Raw genomic sequence first — 19,024 nt, forward strand, 5'->3', positions numbered from 1 at the left:
GAGCACCGCCGCGGATCCGCACGAACAACATGATCGAACGATTGAACCGCGAGATCCGCAGAAGGACCCGTGTCGTGGGCGCATTCCCCGACGGCAAATCAGCTTGATGCTCATCACCGCCAGAATCAGATACGTCACCGCCAACGACTGGTCCACACGCCGCTACCTGGACATGTCCCGCCTCCAGGACACCATACAGGAAGCGAACTGAAAACCCACACAGGCGGGCAAGAACCAAAGTGCGCAAGAACCCGGGCACTACCTCCGGCCCCGGGAAAACCCGCGAAAAAAACGGTCCCATCCCGATTCCACGCGTTATCTGCGCCATCCTCGAAGCCCATGCCACCGACGGCGGCTCCGCCACCGCCACCGCCTTCGTCCCCACCGTGGATGGATGCGCCGGCCTGAATGGATGCGCCTGCTTGGATGGAGGTGTCACCCCGGAAGGAGGTGTCGTCGTCATCGACCGCGGACACGCCATCCTGCGAATACCATCCCCTGTCAGGTGGCGGCGGATAAGGCAACCGTCCACGCAAACGTTCACTCATAATCAGTGTGATACCACATGAACCGTTCCGACAAGACCGTCCCGCGTTAGATATGAATCCAAAACTATGGATCCAAAACGTAAGTCGCCGCGGAACCGACGGTTCCGCGGCGACTCGTTCATCGGCCGTTCAACTCATGACCGGACGGGCATGACCGGATTGTCCACGATCAGACGATGTGGTCCTGACCTCCCTGATCGTTGAGGAAATCATCGGGATTGTCCTCGTCCCCGGGCACGTAGTCGCTGAAATCGATGCTGGAAAGATCCACATCACCGGTATCGTTCTCGTCGAATCCTGGAATCGAGTCCATTCCCTCGCCCAGACCGAAGTTCGGGTAGATGCTGTCGCGGATGGCTTTGTCCGGCTCCACGACGGCGTCGCGGTACCGGGCGAGTCCTGTGCCGGCAGGAATGAGCTTGCCGATGATGACGTTCTCCTTAAGACCCTTGAGATCGTCGTCACGCTGGTTGAGTGCGGCATCGGTGAGAACGCGGGTGGTCTCCTGGAAGGACGCGGCCGACAGCCACGAATCGGTGGCCAGGGAAGCCTTCGTGATTCCCATAAGCACCGGACGCCCGGTCGCGGGATGTCCACCGGACTCGACCACCGCCCTGTTGGCCTCGCGGTACTTCGCGCGATCGACCAGCTCTCCGGGAAGCAGGCTGGTGTCCCCTGCGTCGTTGACCGTGACCCTGCGCAGCATCTGACGCACGATAACCTCGATGTGCTTGTCATGGATGTCCACGCCCTGCGAACGGTACACGTTGTGCACCTCGGTGACGATGTTGATCTCGGCGGCGCGGATGCCCTGGACGCGCAGGATCTTCTTGGGATCCACGGATCCCTCGATGAGCTGCGTGCCGCTGGACACATGGTCGCCGTCCTTGACCAGCATCGGAGCGCGACGCGTGACCTTGAACACGCTTTCGGCGTTGCGGTCGTCGTCGGGCAGAACCGTTATGGTGCGGCCGCGATCCGAATCCTCGACCTTGATCGTTCCGTCGAACTCCGCGAACGGGGCCTCGCCCTTCGGCGTGCGCGCCTCGAAAAGCTCCGTCACACGGGGAAGACCCTGGGTGATGTCGGAGGCCGACGCGACGCCGCCCGAGTGGAAGGAGCGCAGCGTCAGCTGGGTTCCGGGCTCGCCGATGGACTGCGCGGCCACGATTCCCACGGCCTCGCCGACATCCACCAGGCGGTTGGTCGCCAAGGACCAGCCGTAGCACTTCGCGCACACGCCGCGCGTCGATTCGCAGGTCAGGACCGACCGAGCGCAGACCTTTTCGACTCCATGCGCGACCATATCCTTGAGGACGTCCATCGACAGCGCGTCGCCGGCCTTGTACAGAACGGTCTTTCCATCGGAGGGATCAAGGACATCCTGAGCCAGCAGTCGTGAGTAGGGACCACCATCGGCGGCCTTGACGAGTACCAGATCGCCGTTCTCGTCATGGTCGGCAACCGGCATCCACAACCCCTGCGTCGTTCCGCAGTCCTCCTCACGGACGATGACCTCCTGGGCCACATCCACAAGACGACGGGTCAGATATCCCGACTCCGCGGTTCTCAGTGCGGTGTCGGCCAGTCCCTTGCGCGCGCCGTGCTGGGAGATGAAGTACTCCAGAACGGACAGGCCGTCGCGGTAGTTCGACTTCACGGGACGGGGGATGATCTCGCCCTTCGGGTTGGCCACCAGTCCACGCATACCGGCGATCTGACGGATCTGCATCCAGTTTCCACGCGCTCCGGACTGGACCATGATGTTCACGTTGTTGTCATCATGGAAGTTCTCGCGCATGGCGTCCGCGACCTTGTCGGTGCATTCGGTCCACAGGTTGATGAGCTCCTGGCGGCGCTCCTCGTCCGTGAGCATACCCATGTCGTAGCGGGTGTTGACCTCGGCGGCCTGATCCTCGTACCCCGCCACGATCTCCTTGCGGTTGGGCGGCGCAATGATGTCCGAGAAGGCCATCGTCACGCCCGACCATGGCGCGCGGGTGAATCCGAGATCCTTCAGCGCGTCCAGCGTCGCGGCGACCTGGGCCACCGGATAGCGGGCGGCTATGTCGTCGACGATCTTCGACAGGCGGCCCTTCGCGACCTGCTCGTTGATGAACGGGTAGTCGGTGGGCAGCGTGCCGTTGAACAGCATCCGGCCATACGACGTGGCGAACAACACGGAACCGTCGGAGAGACGCTCCTCCTTGACGACGTCGGGGCTTCCGGGCTCCGGGTCGACGGCCTTGAGTTCGGACGGCTCCCAGTTCGTGGGCAGGATGAAATCGGATGGAAGCCGGATCAGGACCTTGGACTGCATGTCGATCTCATGACGGTCGAGGGCCATTGCGGCCTCGGCCATGGATGAGAACACCCGTCCCTGTCCCTTGGTTCCATCAACGACGGTCGTCAGATAGTACAGACCCAGAATCATGTCCTGGGAGGGCATCGTGACGGTGTGGCCGTCGGCGGGCTTCAGGATGTTGTCCGACGCCATCATCAACGACCTCGCCTCGGCCTGGGCCTCGGCGCTCAGCGGAAGATGGACGGCCATCTGGTCGCCATCGAAGTCGGCGTTGAACGCGGCGCAGGCCAGCGGCGGAAGATGGATGGCCTTGCCTTCGACGAGGATCGGCTCGAAGGCCTGGATCCCCAGACGATGCAGTGTGGGAGCGCGGTTGAGCAGCACGGGGTGCTCGGAGATGACCTCCTCGAGGACGCCCCAGACCGCGGAGTCCGCGCGATCGACCAGACGCTTGGCGCTTTTCATGTTCTGCGCGTAGTTGAGGTCCACCAGCCTCTTGATGACGAAGGGCTTGAAAAGCTCGAGGGCCATCGGCTTGGGAAGACCGCACTGATGCATGCGCAGCGAGGGGCCGACCACGATGACCGAACGGCCCGAGTAGTCGACGCGCTTGCCGAGCAGGTTCTGGCGGAAACGGCCCTGCTTGCCCTTGAGCATGTCGGACAGCGACTTGAGGGGACGGTTCGACGCGCCCGTCACCGGACGACCGCGGCGGCCGTTGTCGAACAACGAGTCGACGGCCTCCTGAAGCATGCGCTTCTCGTTGTTGAGCATGATCTCCGGCGCGCCCAGCTCGATAAGCCTCTTCAACCGGTTGTTGCGGTTGATGACACGGCGATAGAGGTCATTGAGGTCGGACGTCGCGAAACGTCCGCCATCCAGCTGGACCATCGGTCGCAGATCCGGGGGGATCACCGGAACCACGTCGAGAACCATGGCCTCGGGCTTGTTCCCCGTGGTCAGGAAGGCGTTGATGACCTTCAGGCGCTTGAGGGCACGCGTCTTGCGCTGGCCCGTTCCGGTGACGACCTCGTCGCGGAGCTTCTCGGACTCGCCCTGAAGGTCGAAGTCCTGAAGACGCTTCTTGATCGCCTCGGCGCCCATGCACCCGTCGAAGTACTCGCCGTACTTGTCCATCATCTCGCGCCACAGATCCACGTCGGACTCCATGTCGCCCGGCTTGAGCTCCTTGAAGCGGCCGAAGACCGTGTTCATCCGCGCGATCTGGTCATCGTAGCGCTGACGGATGGCCGCCATCTCGCGATCCGCGCCATTGCGCAGCTTGGATTTGACGCTGGCCTTGACCTCGCCCTCCGATTCGAGCTGGGCGAGATCCTCCTCGGCCTTCTTTGCGCGCGCCTCGATCTCGAGGTCGCGGCGCTGGGTCATCGCAGTGACCTCACGCTCATGCTCGGCCTCCAGATCGGGAAGATCGGCATGGCGCTTCTCCTCGTCGACGGATGTGACCATGTACGCCGCGAAGTAGATGACCTTCTCAAGGTCCTTCGGCGGGATATCGAGAAGATATCCCAGACGGCTCGGCACGCCCTTGAAGAACCAGATGTGCGTCACGGGAGCGGCGAGCTCGATGTGGCCCATACGCTCGCGGCGGACGCGGCTGCGCGTGACCTCCACGCCGCAGCGCTCGCACACGATGCCCTTGAATCGCACGCGCTTGTATTTGCCGCAGGCGCATTCCCAATCGCGGGTGGGCCCGAAGATCTGCTCGCCGAACAGACCGTCCTTCTCGGGCTTCAAAGTTCTATAGTTGATCGTTTCAGGCTTCTTGACCTCGCCGAAACTCCAATTGCGGATGTCCTCGGCGGTCGCCAGTCCGATCCTCAGTTTGTCAAATGCGTTGACGTCCAGCACTCTGCTTGTCCTGTCTGTGAAAATTGTGTGCTCACGGAAATGGATTCGGTTATCTCGGGACGCGTGACGGGTCTCGTCCCGTCACGCTTCGAGACTCAGCGGTACTCCGGTTCGTCCACCACTTGGTCCTCCTTGGCCGCGGCATCGGGGCGCGCCCCGATGTTGAAGCCCAGATCGTTCGAGGAGGACACGGGGTCGTCGTCATCGGCCTTCATGTCGATCGTGCTTCCATCGGCGCTCAGCACCTCGACGTTCAGGGAGAGCGACTGCATCTCCTTGAGAAGCACCTTGAAGGACTCGGGGATTCCCGCCGGCGGCAGGTTCTCGCCCTTGACGATCGCGCCGTAGGCCCGCACGCGCCCATCGACGTCGTCGGACTTCGTGGTCATCATCTCGTGCAGAGTGTAGGCGGCACCATAGGCCTCAAGGGCCCACACCTCCATCTCTCCGAAGCGCTGACCGCCGAACTGGGCCTTTCCTCCCAGAGGCTGCTGGGTGATCATCGAATACGGACCCGTGGAACGCGCATGGATCTTGTCGTCCACCAGATGGTGGAGCTTGAGCATGTACATGTATCCCACGGAGATCGGCTTGGGGAACGGCTCTCCGGTCCGGCCGTCGAACAGCCTGGCCTTCCCGTCCTCGCCGACGAGCTTGTTGCCGTCTCGATCCGGAAGGGTGTTCTTGAGCAGCCCGCTGAGAACGTCGGGACGCACGCCATCGAACACCGGCGTGGCCACCGGGGTTCCGGGCACGCCCTTCTCGGCGCCTGCGGGAACGTACTTCTTCCATGCCGCCTTGAGATCGGGGTCGAGGCTGATGTCCCATCCGGCGTGGGCGATCCACCCAAGATGGAGCTCCAGGACCTGTCCCAGATTCATTCGAGAGGGTACGCCCAACGGGTTGAGCATGATGTCCACCGGCGTTCCGTCCTCGAGGAAGGGCATGTCCTCCTCGGGAAGAATGCGCGAGATGACGCCCTTGTTGCCATGGCGTCCGGAGAGCTTGTCGCCCTGCGTGATCTTGCGGTGCTGCGCGATGTAGACGCGGATCATCTGGTTCACGCCGTTCGGCAGCTCGTCGCCATCCTCCTCGGCGTCCTCCCGGGTGATCTCCTTGACGGAGATAACCGTTCCGGTCTCCCCATGGGGAACACGCAGGGAGGTGTCACGGACCTCGCGGCTTTTCTCTCCGAAGATCGCGCGGAGCAGCCGCTCCTCGGGGGTGAGCTCGGTCTCGCCCTTCGGCGTGACCTTGCCCACCAGAATGTCTCCGGCCTCGACCTCGGCGCCGATGCGGATGATGCCGCGCTCGTCAAGGTTCGCCACCGCGTCCTCGCCGACGTTGGGAAGATCACGGGTGATCTCCTCGGCGCCCAGCTTGGTGTCGCGCGCGTCGATCTCGTACTCCTCGATATGGATGGACGACAGGGTGTCGTCCTGGACGAGGCGCTGGGAGATGATGACCGCGTCCTCGTAGTTGTAGCCGTTCCACGGCATGAAGGCGACGAGCAGATTCTTGCCCAGCGCCATCTCGCCCTTTTCGGTGGCGGGACCATCGGCGAGGACGGTCCCCTCCTCCACGCGCTCTCCATCCTTGATCAGCGGCACCTGGTTGTAGCAGGTCGTCTGGTTGGACCGCTGGAACTTGGCCAGCCGGTAGCTGGACTGCGTTCCGTCATCGTTCATGACGCGGATGATGTCGCCGGAGACGTAGGTGACCACGCCCGGCTTCTGAGCCAGGATCACATCACCCGAATCCACGGCCGAACGCCATTCGGAGCCGGTTCCCACAAGCGGACGCTCGGACTTGACGAGCGGGACCGCCTGACGCTGCATGTTGGTTCCCATCAGCGCACGGTGTCCCTCATCGTGCTCGAGGAACGGGATCAGCGATGCGCCTACGGAGACCATCTGCCGCGGGGAGACGTCCATGAAGTCGACCTGATCGACGGGAACGTCCTCCGCCTCTCCGGCGGCGTCACGCACAAGGGCTTCCTTGGACACGAAGTCGTTGTTCTCGTCCAGCTCCTGATTGGCCTGGGCGATGACGTGCTCGGTCTCCTGATCGGCGGTCATGTACACGACGTCATCCGTGACATGGCCGTTCTCGACCTTGCGGTACGGCGTCTCGATGAATCCGAAGGGATTGATGCGGCCGAAGGTCGCGAGCGATCCGATGAGTCCGATGTTCGGTCCCTCAGGGGATTCGATCGGGCACATGCGTCCGAAGTGGGACGGGTGCACGTCGCGGACCTCCATCGAGGCGCGGTCGCGGGACAGGCCGCCGGGGCCCAGGGCCGACAGGCGGCGCTTGTTGGTCACGCCGGCCAGCGGGTTGTTCTGGTCCATGAACTGGCTCAGCTGGGAGGTCCCGAAGAACTCCTTGATGGTCGCGTTCACCGGGCGGATGTTGATCAGGGACTGCGGGGTGATCGCCTCGGCGTCCTGGGTCGTCATGCGCTCGCGCACGACGCGCTCCATACGGCTCAGTCCCGTGCGCAGCTGGTTCTGGATCAGCTCGCCGACCTGACGGATGCGACGGTTGCCGAAATGGTCGATGTCGTCGACGTCGACGCGGAGCTCGATGTCCTTGCCGTCGCGGCGTCCGGGGAAGGAGGTCTCGCCGCTGTGCAGCGACACCAGATACTTGATGGTCGCCACTATGTCATCGCGGTTGAGGCTGCGGTTCTCATAGTCGGTCATCAGACCCAGCTTGCGGTTGATCTTGTAGCGGCCGACGCGCGCGAGGTCGTAGCGTTTGGTGTTGAAGTAGAAGGAATCCAGCAGGTTGCGTCCGGCCTCGGCGCTGGGCGAGTCGGCGGGACGGATCTTCTTGTACAGATCGGACAGCGCCTCATCCTGCGTGGTGATGCCCGTCTCCTTGGAGAGCGCGTCGAGAACGAGCGGATACCCCTTGAAGGCCTCGGCTATCTCGTCCTTCGTCATGCCGATGGCCATGAGGAAGACGATGGCCGACTGCTTGCGCTTGCGGTCCACGCGAACGCCGAGGACATCACGCTTGTCGATTTCGAACTCCAGCCACGCCCCACGGCTGGGGATGATCTTCGCGCCGAAGACCTCTTTGTCGGAGGTGCGGTCCGAGGACCGATCGAAATACACGCCCGGGGAGCGGACGAGCTGCGAGACGATAACCCTCTCGGTGCCGCCGATGATGAACGTTCCATGCGGCGTCTGCAGGGGGAAGTCGCCCATGAACACGGTCTGGCTCTTGATCTCGCCGGTCTCGCCGTTCTCGAACTCCGCGTTGACGTACAGGGGCGCGGAATAGGTGTAGTCCTTCTCCTTGCACTCCTGGACCGTGTGACGCGGCTCCTCGAAGTACGGATCGGAGAACGTCAGGCTCATCGTCTGGGCGAAGTTCTCGATCGGGGAGATCTCCTGGAAGACCTCCTCCAGTCCCGACACATGGGGAACGGTATGGGTCCCGTTCTCCTCATCCTCGGCGACCCTCGCCTTCCAGCGATCATTGCCGATCAGCCAATCGAAGCTGTCGGTCTGAACCCCCAACAGGTAGGGGACATCGATGGGTTCCCTGATGGAACCGAAATTGACGCGGTCCGACGCCTTGTGCAAGGCGATGTCGTGCTCGTCGGCCCGTGCGGTGGTAGTGGTACTCGTCTCAGCCTTAATGGCAGCCAATGGACGTTCCTTATCGCTCGGTTGTTGTTGGATACCAATCCTTAGGGAACAGGCCACAGCCGACGACCGCCATATGCCGTCCGCGCGGACACTGACCCCTCAGCATGCCCGCAATATGACATACCTCATGCAAAGCATCAACCATACCACGGCGGACGACGGCACGCAAGAGACAGCGCCGGGGAAGCAACCGACGACGACGCGCAACCGATCATGTCGGGACGCGCAATCCCGTGCATGGATCGGACGGGCTACTCGACCGCGACGGATACGGGATCGCTGGCGACTTTCGAATCGTCCTTCATGACAACCTTGGCGACGTACGTCCCCTTGTCCACGCGGGGAAGCTGCGAGTCCTCCACGCACGTGGACCCGGTGCGATCCGCGTTCCACGTGATGGTCATATCCGACTTGTCCCCCTGTGCCATGAGCAGGTAATTGGAATCGGCCGGGCAGACCGCCGAGGACCACACGACGTCATTGCCCGACGTGATGGTGAGGACCTGCGCGGAGGATGACATGTCGATCAGGCAGTTGCGGGATCCGGTATGCGTCGCCGAAACGATGAAATCCACCGATCCGCCCACCGCGAGCGTCTGGGACTTCGCCGTCAACGAAAGGTCGACGTCGCCGGACGCGCAGTCCGCGGTCGAGCTGGACGCATGCGGGGACGGAACCTCGGAACGCGAGATCGTGACGTCGGAGTCCTTGACGACCCCTATCAACGCCGCGACGCCCTTCGTCAGGCTGACGACGCTGAAAACCAGCAAAGCCAGGATCAGGATCAACGCGACACCCACAACGATTCGACGACGACGATAGACGCGTCGACGACGCGGGTCCATGGATCGTCCGGAACGCGCCGACCGCGCCGAACGACCCGTGGACGAGCCCCGCGGTCGTGATGAACCGCCCTTACCGGACGCCGCACGGGCGCGGGGGGCTGCGAAGGTGGGCTTACGGGTCGCCATGCCTCCGAGTGTAGGCTATGCGTGATCGTTCTTCACATCCGCGCGGCCATCCCACCGAGGTCGGCCCGCATGGACGATAGTCACAAGCCACGGCCCCGACTCACCGCGGAAGGCGGATCGAGCCGTCCGGCATGATCTCGACCAGACCATCCTCGTCCAGGGACGCAACGCAGGAATCCACCTGCACCGGGTCATGCCACAATCCCCGCACCGAAGCCCGGGAGAGCCCCGGACTGTCGGCAGGTCGGGAGCGAAGAGCATCGAGGATGAGACCACGCACCTGCCTGTCCGTCCCCTCGAATCGCTGCCGGGGTCTGGTCCTGCGCTCCCCCAGACCCGGGCGTCCCGCCGCGAGGAAGGCGCAGTACGCCGAGACCGGACAATCCGAGCAGCCAGGCGTTCGCGCCGTGCACACCACGGCGCCGAGCTCCATCACCGCCTGGTTCCACACGACGCTGTCATGGGCATCGCGCGGAAGCATGGCGTCGGCCAGCTCGCGGTCCCGCGACGTGGCCGATCCGCCGAGCGATTCGGTCCCGTCGACGATGCGGGAGAGAACACGACGGATGTTGGTGTCCTTCACGGCGACCCGCCGTCCGTACGCGAAGCTCACCACCGCGGACGCCGTGTAATCGCCGATGCCGGGAAGGGACACGAGATCGTCGTAGTCGTCCGGAACGACTCCTCCGAACCGCTCGCACACCTGGGTCGCGCACTCACGCAACCGGATCGCGCGGCGCGGATACCCCAACCGTCCCCACGCGGTGATCACCTCCGCCACGGAAGCCTCGGACAGCGCCCGGGGGTCGGGCCACGTGCGCATCCATTCGACCCAATAGGGCGCCACACGACTCATCGGAGTCTGCTGACTCATCACCTCGGAAAGAAGGATGCCCCATGGAGTCGTGCGCCCGAAACGCCAGGGAAGGTCACGTGCGTTCGCGTCCCACCATTCATGAAGCGCGGGCATCAGATGCCGTTGACGCCACGACGCGTCACGACGCGACGGAGAATCGCATGCGATGGGATGCGATGGCGTGGAACCGCCAGGGGAACTCTCAGGAGAACTCTCGGGGGAACTCTGCCGGGGAAGGGAACGAGAATATGACACTCCCCTATTGTGCGGCATCAACGGCCGCACGTCGGTCGACGAGCGATGTTTCTTTCCGCTGGGCGAAGCGTCGACGAAGCGAGTCCCGAAAAACGTCCATCCCCGCGCGAACATCCATCCCCGCGCGACGGCGCTCGCACGCATGACGGTCGGCCATCCGCCCGTCCGCATCACCGTCCGCCCGACCACATCACCGTCCGCCGCGGCGAGTCCCCCCGCGGGTATGCCGGCAATTATGCTCGGATTCCGGACGCGCCCGCGCCGCGACACGGCGCACGGCGCAACAACGAGACGGGACCACGTCCGGTGGAGCGGGACGCGCCGTTCGGACCGACGGATTTCCACAACCGCCATGAAAGCGCGGGAGAAAGGACCATTCATATGGTTGACGGCATACCCAACGACACGACCCCCGGCGACACGACCTCCGGCGTGGGTTCCGGCCATTCGTGGGCCCAACGCCGCGACGTTCCCGAGGGAATGTACGAATACGGGTATCGCAAATCCACCTATGGCCCGGACGAGCTGGTGACCGACAGCCATGGGAACCCCATCAGCGTCGTCGATGCCATGCTCAGCGCCGAGGACGCCGCACAGACGGAGACCCAGACGCCGCACCTGTGCTACTACTCGCCACGAATCCCCGGAAACACGGGCTCAGCCATACGCCTGTGCGCGGTAACCGGAACGATCCTGCATCTGATCGAGCCGCTGGGGTTCAATCTGCACGACACCAAGCTGCGCCGGGCCGGATTGGACTACCATGACATGGCGCATGTGGTACTTCATCCCGACTTCGACGATCTGGTGCGGTCGATGCCGGACTCGCGCATCATCGCCTTCACCGCCAACGCCACCACGCTGTACACCGACGTCGACTACCGACCCACCGACATCCTGCTGTTCGGCCCGGAGCCCGGCGACATCCCCGACCCGATGGACATCATGACGGGACCCCACGTGTATCGGCAGGTCCGACTCCCCATGCGCCCCAGCCTGCGCAGCCTCAATCTCACCAACTGCGCGTCGATCGCGGTCTACGAGGCATGGCGTCAGCTGAACTTCGCCGGCGGGAGATAGACCGTTCGACACGATCGCGCCCGGACAAGCGGGTCGGAAATGGACCAGAACCGGAATAGGCCGGGACCGGAAAGAGCCAGGACAGGAAAGCCGTCAGTTCTTGAAGCTGTGGATGGGCGCGGGTATCCGTCCGCCGCGCGTGACGAAGGCCTCGCAGCTGGTCTGGTTGACGGGGATGATCGGCGCGTGGCCCATCAGCCCCCCGAACTCCGCCGACTCGCCCACGCCTTTGCCATAGACGGGAATCACGCGAACCGCGGTGGTCTTCTGGTTGACCATGCCGATGGCGGCCTCGTCGGCGATGATGCCGGAGATGGTGGACGCGCTGGTCTCGCCGGGAATGGCGATCATATCCAGACCGACCGAGCACACGCAGGTCATCGCCTCAAGCTTCTCGATGGTCAGGCATCCCGCGCTGGCCGCGTCGATCATCACCTGATCCTCGGAGACGGGGATGAAGGCGCCGGACAGCCCGCCGACATACGAGGACGCCATGATGCCGCCCTTCTTGACCTGATCGTTGAGCATGGCCAGGGCCGCGGTGGTTCCGGGAGCCCCGACCTGCGCAAGACCGATCTTCTCGAGCACCTCGCCGACCGAGTCCCCCTGCGCCGGAGTGGGGGCAAGGGACAGATCGATGATGCCGAAGGGCACGCCGAGCCGACGAGCCGCCTCCTGGGCGACGAGCTGGCCGACGCGCGTGATTTTGAAGGCCGTGCGTTTGATCGTTTCGCACAGGAACTCGAAATCCCTGCCGACGGCGGCGTCCAGCGCCCGGGAGACGACGCCGGGGCCGGAGACCCCCACGTTGATCACCGCGTCGCCTTCGGTCACGCCATGGAAGCCTCCCGCCATGAAGGGGTTGTCGTCGGGCGCGTTGCAGAACGCCACGAACTTGACGCAGCCATAGCTGTCGTTGTCCCGCGTGGCATAGGCGATGTCCTTGATGATGTGGCCGAGGAGCTCGACGGAGTTCATGTCGATGCCGGTTTTGGTCGATCCCACGTTCACGGACGAGCACACGATATCCGTTTCCGACAGCGCCTGGGGAAGCGAGCGGATCAGACGCTCCTCGGCGGGCGTCATCGCCTTCGACACCAGAGCCGAATAACCGCCGATGAGATCGACTCCGACCTCCTTGGCCGCACGATCAAGCGTATGGGCGATGCGCACGAAGTCCTCGGAGGACCGGCATGCGCCCGCACCGACAAGCGACACCGGCGTCACGGTGATGCGCTTGTTGACGATCGGGATGCCGTACTCGCGCTCGATGGCCTCGCCCGTGGCGACCAGGTCATGCGCCTTGTCGACGATTTTGCGGTAGATGTTCGAGCACACCTCGTCCACCGTCCCCGCAACGCAGTCGAGAAGGCTGATCCCCATCGTGATGGTGCGGACGTCGAGCCGCTCCTGCTCGATCATCTGGTTGGTCTCGTGGACCTCCATGATATTCAGCATGATTGCCTCCCTGCGGCTCAGACGCGGTGCATGCGGGTGAAGATCTCCTCGCGCTGGCATCTGATGCGCACACCGATGTCCTCGCCGATGGAGTCCAGATCACCGACCATGGCGGAGAACTCCTCATCGGCCCCGCCATAGTCCACGATCATCATCATGTTGAAGAACCCATCGATGATCGTCTGCGAGATGTCGAGGACGTTCACGCCATGCTGCGACAGATAGGTGCACACGCGTGCGATGATTCCAACGGTATCCTGACCCACAACGGTGATGATTGCCTTGTTCATGGAGCTCCTGAGACGAGAATGCGCCGGCAGCCCTCACCGGCGCGCGGATTCGTGACCAAGTATATGGATACGCCCGCACAAATCAGGCGTCGCGTCCATCAGGCCGACGGAACGCCGCCACGCAGAAGCACCTCCGACAACCCGGACACCACGCTTATCGGCATATGCCCCGCATGCAGATCACCGCCGGCACGATCCTCTCCTTCACACGCTCCAGCATCGCCATCGCCGACGCCAGCGCCATGTTCAAGGGAGAACAGCGACGCCACGGCCGCCTTCCCCTCGCCTCTGATGGCCGACATGGCCTGCTCCTTGGTCAGATAGTGCATACGCGTGCGGTAAAGCACATCGAACGCGTCCCGCATCCACGGGTCGTCCGCGACGACGATGCCGTCCAGGAAGCGAACCTCCATATCGGACCGCACGGAAACCGAGGGGATCCTGACGCTCAGGCTCAGAGTCGACTCGTCGTAGACCGTCTCCGCATCCACGCGCGCTCCGGCGACGTCGACCTCGACACGGGACGTCGCGGCGCCACGGACGGTGATGGTCCAGTCGCGGACTTCGGGAACCACGTCGGGGTCCGATGCGGCGGACACGGTGATGACGCCTCCGTCCCGTTCCATACGGATCGTGGTGTCGGACACGGCCATGCGGGAGTCGTCCGCGCAGTAGCGTCCATCGTCCTCGCGCATGACGAACTCGCCGTCGGCACCGGGGAATGCCAGAATCTCAATTCTCGAAGGATTGACGGCACCGCGAGTCGAGGCCGCATCGTCATCCTGCAGGGGGACGATCGCGCCCGCCCGCGCGAACACCGGAATGCGATCAAGTCTTCTCCACGCGGCAATCCGCCGTCCGCTCCGCGACGACGACTCGTATCGCCGCCCCGTCTGGAAATCGAACCATCGCCCGTAAGGCAGCCACACGTCGGCCTTTCCGGCCGCCATCGCGCGGTCGTCCGGACGCGTGATGGGCGCCACCACCAGCTGCGTTCCGAAACGGTATTCGTCGGGAAACTCGTAGGCCTCCCCCTGATCGGGATGCTCCCAATACATGGGCTCCACCACGGGCCTTCCCTCATCGTGGGCTCGCCAGTCCATGGTGTACAGGTAGGGAACAAGCCTGTGCCTCAGACGCAGGGCCTCGACCATCGAGGTTCTCGCCGGCTCCGCGAAATTCCACGGCTCCTTGCTGGAGAACTCCGAATCCGTCGAATGAAGGCGGTTGATCGGACTGAACGTGCCCAGCCAATACCAGCGTGCCTCCAGCTCCTCGTCACGGATGCCAAGCATATGGCCGCCGATGTCGTGGCTCCACCAGCCGTAGCCGACGTTCGACGCGGTGGCCGTGAAATAGGGCTGGAAATCCAACGACCTCCACGAGACGACCGTGTCGCCGGAGAATCCGACGGGATATCTGTGAGAGCCGGGTCCGGCATAGCGGGAGAACGTGATGGGCCACCGACCGTCGCGTCCCGAATCAAGCCAGTGGATGTGGTTGAGCATCCACAGGGGGTCGAGGCCCTTCTGCCGGGTGACGCCGCCCTGCTGCCAGTCCAGCCACCAGAAATCGACGCCCTCCGCTTCAAGATGGTGGTGAAGATCAAGATAGGCATGCACGAAACGCGGATCGGTGGGATCGAACAGCACGGGACGACCGGACTTCGGATCCATCCCCATCTCCCGCGCCACCTCGGTGTACCCGTCCTCGAAGGCCCTGATTCCGTCGCGTGGATGCACGTTAAGCGTCACCCTGAGTCCGCGCCTGTGCAGATCCTCCAGAAAAGCCCGGTGATTCGGGAAAAGCCGGCTGTTCCATGTGTACCCGGTCCATCCCGAACCATATTCCGGATCGGGATCGGTGATGTGCCAGTCCATATCCAGAACGGCGACGGTCAGCGGGATCCTTTCCGCCTCGAAGCGGTCCATGAGCGCGCGGTACTCGTCCTGCGAATACCGGTGATACCGGCTCCACCAGTTCCCCAGTGCCCAGCGCGGCAGCAGCGGCGTGCGGCCCGTCAGACGGTAGAGATCGGCCACGGCGTCGGCATAGCGGTGCCCGTGGGCGAAGACGTAAAGATCGATTCCGCCCTCCCCGCGCGACGCGATCCACGCGCCATAGGGATTCGAACTCCGGCCGTTGTCGGGCACGAAGACGTTCGATGTGGAATCGTCGAGCACCGCCCAGCCGTCACGCGATGCCACGCCCTGGTCAAGCGGCACGCCGCCATCGGCCTGGTCGAGGGTCCTCGCGGTTCCGAGGAGATTGCCATGCCTGCCGCCATCGCCATAGTGCCAGGTGTTCGCATGCCCGTCCGACCCTTTGGCCGTTATGCTCAGCCCCTCACGGCTGAAAGGCCGCATATCGTACTCGAGCCGGAAGGCGGAGGTCTCGATCCTCAGGATCCCGTCACGGCGGGAGACCTCGTAGTCAGGAGTGGAACCGAAATCGCGCGTAACGGCCACCTGCGACGGACGGTCCTCGAACCCGCCGTCATCCGACCACTCCAGTCTGACGAGCGCATCCGACAGCACGCCCACACGCCAATGATCACCCTGAACCACCGCGTCGTCCCGCATCACGGGACGCGTCCGGGACAGGAAATCCCTCCATACGTCATCACCATCACCCGAGGCCATGGCACTCCCTTCCGCAACCGCTAGTCCTCACGGCATCCCGCCGCCGACGCAACCGCGGTAAGATACTGCGGCTGTCGGAATCCACGAGTCGCGAACTCCTGGGCGATGGCCTCGGCCACATGGCGGCTCTCGCCTTTGTCGACCATCGCGATGATGAACCCCCCGAACCCGCCGCCGGTCATCCTGGCGCCGTGGGCGCCCATCCGCCTCGCCACCTCGACCGCGACGTCAAGCTCCGGCACGGTGGCCTCGTAATCGTCGGCAAGCGACTGATGAGAGGCGTCGAAAAGCCGGGCCGCCTCGTCCACGTCGCCACGGCCGAAGGCCTCGATGAACCTCGGCACTCTGCCGATCTCCGTGATGACATGACGCACGCGCTTCCTCGTGGTCGCATCAGGGAGCCGGTTCAGAACCTCCTCGAGAGCGCCCTGCCGATCCTCGCTCGACAGGATCCGATCCGCCAGAACACGGAGATTGGCGACTCCCAGAAGCTTCGCCGCTGACTCGCATGCGGAGCGACGCTGGGCATACTGGCCGTCATTGAGCTGATGAGGAGCCCTGGTGTCGACCACCAGCAGCTCAAGCCCGAACCGCTCCAGATCGAAGGGCTCCTGCCGAGCGCTGTCCATCGCGCTCAACTCGGGACGGAAATCGAGAAGCAGAGCATGTCCCGCAGTGGCGCGCAGCGACGCGCTCTGGTCCAGGCCTCCGGTGGAGGCTCCCGCCATATCGTTCTCCGCGGACATGGCGGCCTGGATGAGCCGGATACGTCCCTCATCGGTTTCCGCGCATCCCAGAGAGAACACGCCGTCAAGGGCCAACGCGGTCGAACACGTCATCGCGGCCGATGAGCTCAGTCCCGATCCCAGCGGCACGCAGGACACGAAGGCCGGGTCGAAACCCCTCACCGAGGGGAATCCCTCTCGGCGCAGCGCCCACGCCACTCCGACCGGATACGCGGCCCACCCGTCGACGCCACCCGCCCGGAGTCCCTCCAGATCCGTATCGTAATCGACGTCGGGGATCTCGCCGTCCTGGTATTCCGCGCCCGGCCTGCGTGCCGCGAGCGGGTTACCGGTGACCGTCGCGCCCTTGCCCACGGTGATCGGGCGGTTCATGCGCGCTGTCGCCATGGGGATCCAGTCGCCCGTCAGAGGATCCCGCCGCATGCGCGGTTCCTGATAGGGGACGAGATTGCCGTCGGCGTCACGGTGCGGGGCGAAGCGGTCGGGAAGATCGCGGGGATCATGCAGCTCACGGGTTCGTTCGCCGCTGACGTATTCGGGCTCATCGTCGAGATAGAAGAAATCCCTGCCGTCCGACAGCGTGGTCGGGGTTATGCGGATGTTCTCGCGCGCATACTCGCCTGGCGTGTAATAGGCGAATCCGGGATTCCCATCCTTGGTGACAGTCCCGTCGCTCACTTGTCGCTCACTCTCCTTTTCTTATTGGTCGACATCGACCAGCACAAGGTTGTCTATCAGTTTCCGCGTCTCCTCGATGGAATGAGGCGCAAGCCCACTGTCGGTGATCACCGTGTCGACCTGATCGAAACGGGCGAACAGCGACAATGACGTGCTGCTCCACTTCGTGTGGTCGGTGATGACGATGGTGCGGTCCGCGATGTCCATCATCGCCATGTCGGTCGCCGCCTCCAGTGAGTTCGGCATGAGGAATCCCCGAGGAAGCGACACCGAATGCGTTCCCAGAAAGACCGTGTTGACGCGCAGGGAGGCCACGACCTTGTCGGCGATGGGCCCGACAAGCGCGTTCGACCGCGTGATGACGCCTCCCGTGACGATGACCTCGACCTCCTTGGACTCGATGGCCTGGACGAGCTCGGCCACGGGCATGGAGTTGGTGAGGATGGTGATGCCCTCGCAGCGCTGGGACTCAAGCAGATGCTGGGCGAAGACATAGGCGGTGGTCCCCCCTCCTATCGCGATGACGTCGCCCGGGGAGACATAATCGACGGCCGCTCGGGCGATGGCGTCCTTAAGACCCATGTCCATCTGTGATTTGACGGAGAACAATGGCTCGCTCAGCAGCGTGCTGGTGCTGATGGCTCCACCATGCACCCGTTTAAGAAGCCCTTTATCGGCGAGATCCGCGATGTCGCGCCGGATCGTCATCGCGGAGACGCCCAGCTCCTGCGATAGCGCGGTAATGCGCACCGCCCCGCGCGTACGCAGACGGCTGAGGATGAGATGCTGTCGTTGCGAAGAAATCACTCGCACATTATCGCACATCTCCGCGCAAAAGTAAACTTCCTATATGTCGGACGAAGCGTCGAAACCCCTAGAACCACGCCCATGTGAGCGCCAACGCTCCATGCCCCACTGGGTCACCCGGATCATCGCCTCCCGAACAATGCGCGAGTCCATCTTCGACCGGCCCCGCGTGCGCTGCACGAACAATATGGGAACCTCGACGATATGTCCTCCGGCCTGCGCGATCCGACGCGTCATATCGATCTGGAACACATAGCCGTTCGACTGCACGGACTCCACGTCGATCCGACGAAGGATATCCGCCCGGTAGGCGCGGAAGCCGGCCGTCATGTCACGGACCGCGAGACCGAGCATCATGCGGGCATACCACGATCCGGCTCTCGAGATGAAATCGCGGTACCACGGCCACCCCTGCGTTCCGCCTCTCCCCACGCGTCTGGACCCGATGGCGAGATCCACCACGCGGTCACGGCGCAGGGCGTCAAGAACCCTGACCAGATCCGCAGGCCGGTGCGAACCGTCCATGTCCATCTCGCAGACGATGTCGTACCCATGGTCGAGCGCCCACCTGAACCCCTCGCGGTACGCCGGCCCCAGACCATTCTTCTCCGGCCGGTGGAGAACGTGGATGTGTCCGTCCTCGCGGGCCATGGCATCGGCAAGATCACCCGTGCCGTCGGGGGACGAGTCATCGACGACCAGAATGTCGGCGTGCGGCTCGAACCATCGGATCCCGGCCAGCGTCAATCGGAGATTCTCGCGCTCGTCATAGGTCGGCATTACCACGCACACGGCATCGCCGGACCCCGGGCAGTCGGATGTCTTACTCACCCCTCCACTGTAACGCCCATGCC

11 protein-coding genes and 1 pseudogene are annotated in these 19,024 nt (G+C 63.8%); 2 read left to right on the forward strand and 10 right to left on the reverse strand.

What is annotated here, in order from left to right; all coding sequences use genetic code 11:
• Nucleotides 1–211, forward strand: a pseudogene (locus BMIN_RS01170) (transposase); the annotation flags it as partial.
• Between the two features lie 506 nt (nucleotides 212–717).
• On the opposite strand, the gene BMIN_RS01175 reads toward BMIN_RS01170, so the two are convergent.
• The 4 genes from BMIN_RS01175 to BMIN_RS01190 all read right to left on the reverse strand — a co-directional run bounded on the left by BMIN_RS01175 (nucleotide 718) and on the right by BMIN_RS01190 (nucleotide 10,328).
• Nucleotides 718–4,725, reverse strand: a complete 4,008-nt coding sequence (locus tag BMIN_RS01175) for a DNA-directed RNA polymerase subunit beta' (RefSeq protein ID WP_022861852.1) — start codon at nucleotides 4,723–4,725, stop codon at nucleotides 718–720.
• A 95-nt stretch (nucleotides 4,726–4,820) separates the two neighbouring features.
• A complete protein-coding gene (rpoB, locus tag BMIN_RS01180; RefSeq protein ID WP_022861851.1) occupies nucleotides 4,821–8,387 on the reverse strand; it encodes a DNA-directed RNA polymerase subunit beta in 3,567 nt (1,188 codons plus the stop codon).
• Nucleotides 8,388–8,638: 251 nt separating this feature from the next.
• The gene (locus tag BMIN_RS01185) at nucleotides 8,639–9,358 is read right to left on the reverse strand and encodes a hypothetical protein (protein ID WP_026647642.1); all 720 of its coding nucleotides are present in this window, start codon (nucleotides 9,356–9,358) and stop codon (nucleotides 8,639–8,641) included.
• A gap of 100 nt (nucleotides 9,359–9,458) precedes the next feature.
• Nucleotides 9,459–10,328 carry an HhH-GPD family protein gene (locus BMIN_RS01190; RefSeq protein WP_033395815.1) on the reverse strand — a complete coding sequence of 290 codons (870 nt, stop codon included), beginning with the start codon at nucleotides 10,326–10,328 and terminating at the stop codon, nucleotides 9,459–9,461.
• 621 nt (nucleotides 10,329–10,949) lie between these two features.
• Here BMIN_RS01190 and BMIN_RS01195 point away from each other — a divergent pair.
• Nucleotides 10,950–11,549, forward strand: a complete 600-nt coding sequence (locus tag BMIN_RS01195; protein WP_081648092.1) for a tRNA (cytidine(34)-2'-O)-methyltransferase — start codon at nucleotides 10,950–10,952, stop codon at nucleotides 11,547–11,549.
• Nucleotides 11,550–11,642: 93 nt separating this feature from the next.
• Here BMIN_RS01195 and BMIN_RS01200 read toward each other — a convergent pair whose 3' ends face one another.
• From BMIN_RS01200 to BMIN_RS01225, 6 genes are all read right to left on the reverse strand, one after another.
• On the reverse strand, nucleotides 11,643–13,007 hold the full coding sequence (locus BMIN_RS01200) for a PFL family protein (RefSeq protein ID WP_022861847.1): 1,365 nt from the start codon (nucleotides 13,005–13,007) through the stop codon (nucleotides 11,643–11,645).
• A gap of 17 nt (nucleotides 13,008–13,024) precedes the next feature.
• Complete coding sequence (locus tag BMIN_RS01205) at nucleotides 13,025–13,297, reverse strand: ACT domain-containing protein (RefSeq protein ID WP_022861846.1); 273 nt, start codon at nucleotides 13,295–13,297, stop codon at nucleotides 13,025–13,027.
• Between the two features lie 98 nt (nucleotides 13,298–13,395).
• Nucleotides 13,396–15,939, reverse strand: coding sequence for a glycoside hydrolase family 31 protein (locus BMIN_RS01210; protein WP_051126491.1), 2,544 nt, complete (start codon nucleotides 15,937–15,939; stop codon nucleotides 13,396–13,398).
• Nucleotides 15,940–15,959: 20 nt separating this feature from the next.
• A complete protein-coding gene (locus BMIN_RS01215; RefSeq protein WP_022861844.1) occupies nucleotides 15,960–17,363 on the reverse strand; it encodes a galactokinase in 1,404 nt (467 codons plus the stop codon).
• A 21-nt stretch (nucleotides 17,364–17,384) separates the two neighbouring features.
• A complete protein-coding gene (locus tag BMIN_RS01220; RefSeq protein WP_026647639.1) occupies nucleotides 17,385–18,188 on the reverse strand; it encodes a DeoR/GlpR family DNA-binding transcription regulator in 804 nt (267 codons plus the stop codon).
• A 21-nt stretch (nucleotides 18,189–18,209) separates the two neighbouring features.
• Nucleotides 18,210–18,950 (reverse strand): polyprenol monophosphomannose synthase, encoded by a 741-nt coding sequence (locus BMIN_RS01225; RefSeq protein WP_022861842.1) that lies wholly within the window; start codon nucleotides 18,948–18,950, stop codon nucleotides 18,210–18,212.
• Between the last annotated feature and the right edge of the window lie 74 nt (nucleotides 18,951–19,024).

The organism is Bifidobacterium minimum (assembly GCF_000741645.1).
Lineage (GTDB): Bacteria > Actinomycetota > Actinomycetes > Actinomycetales > Bifidobacteriaceae > Bifidobacterium > Bifidobacterium minimum.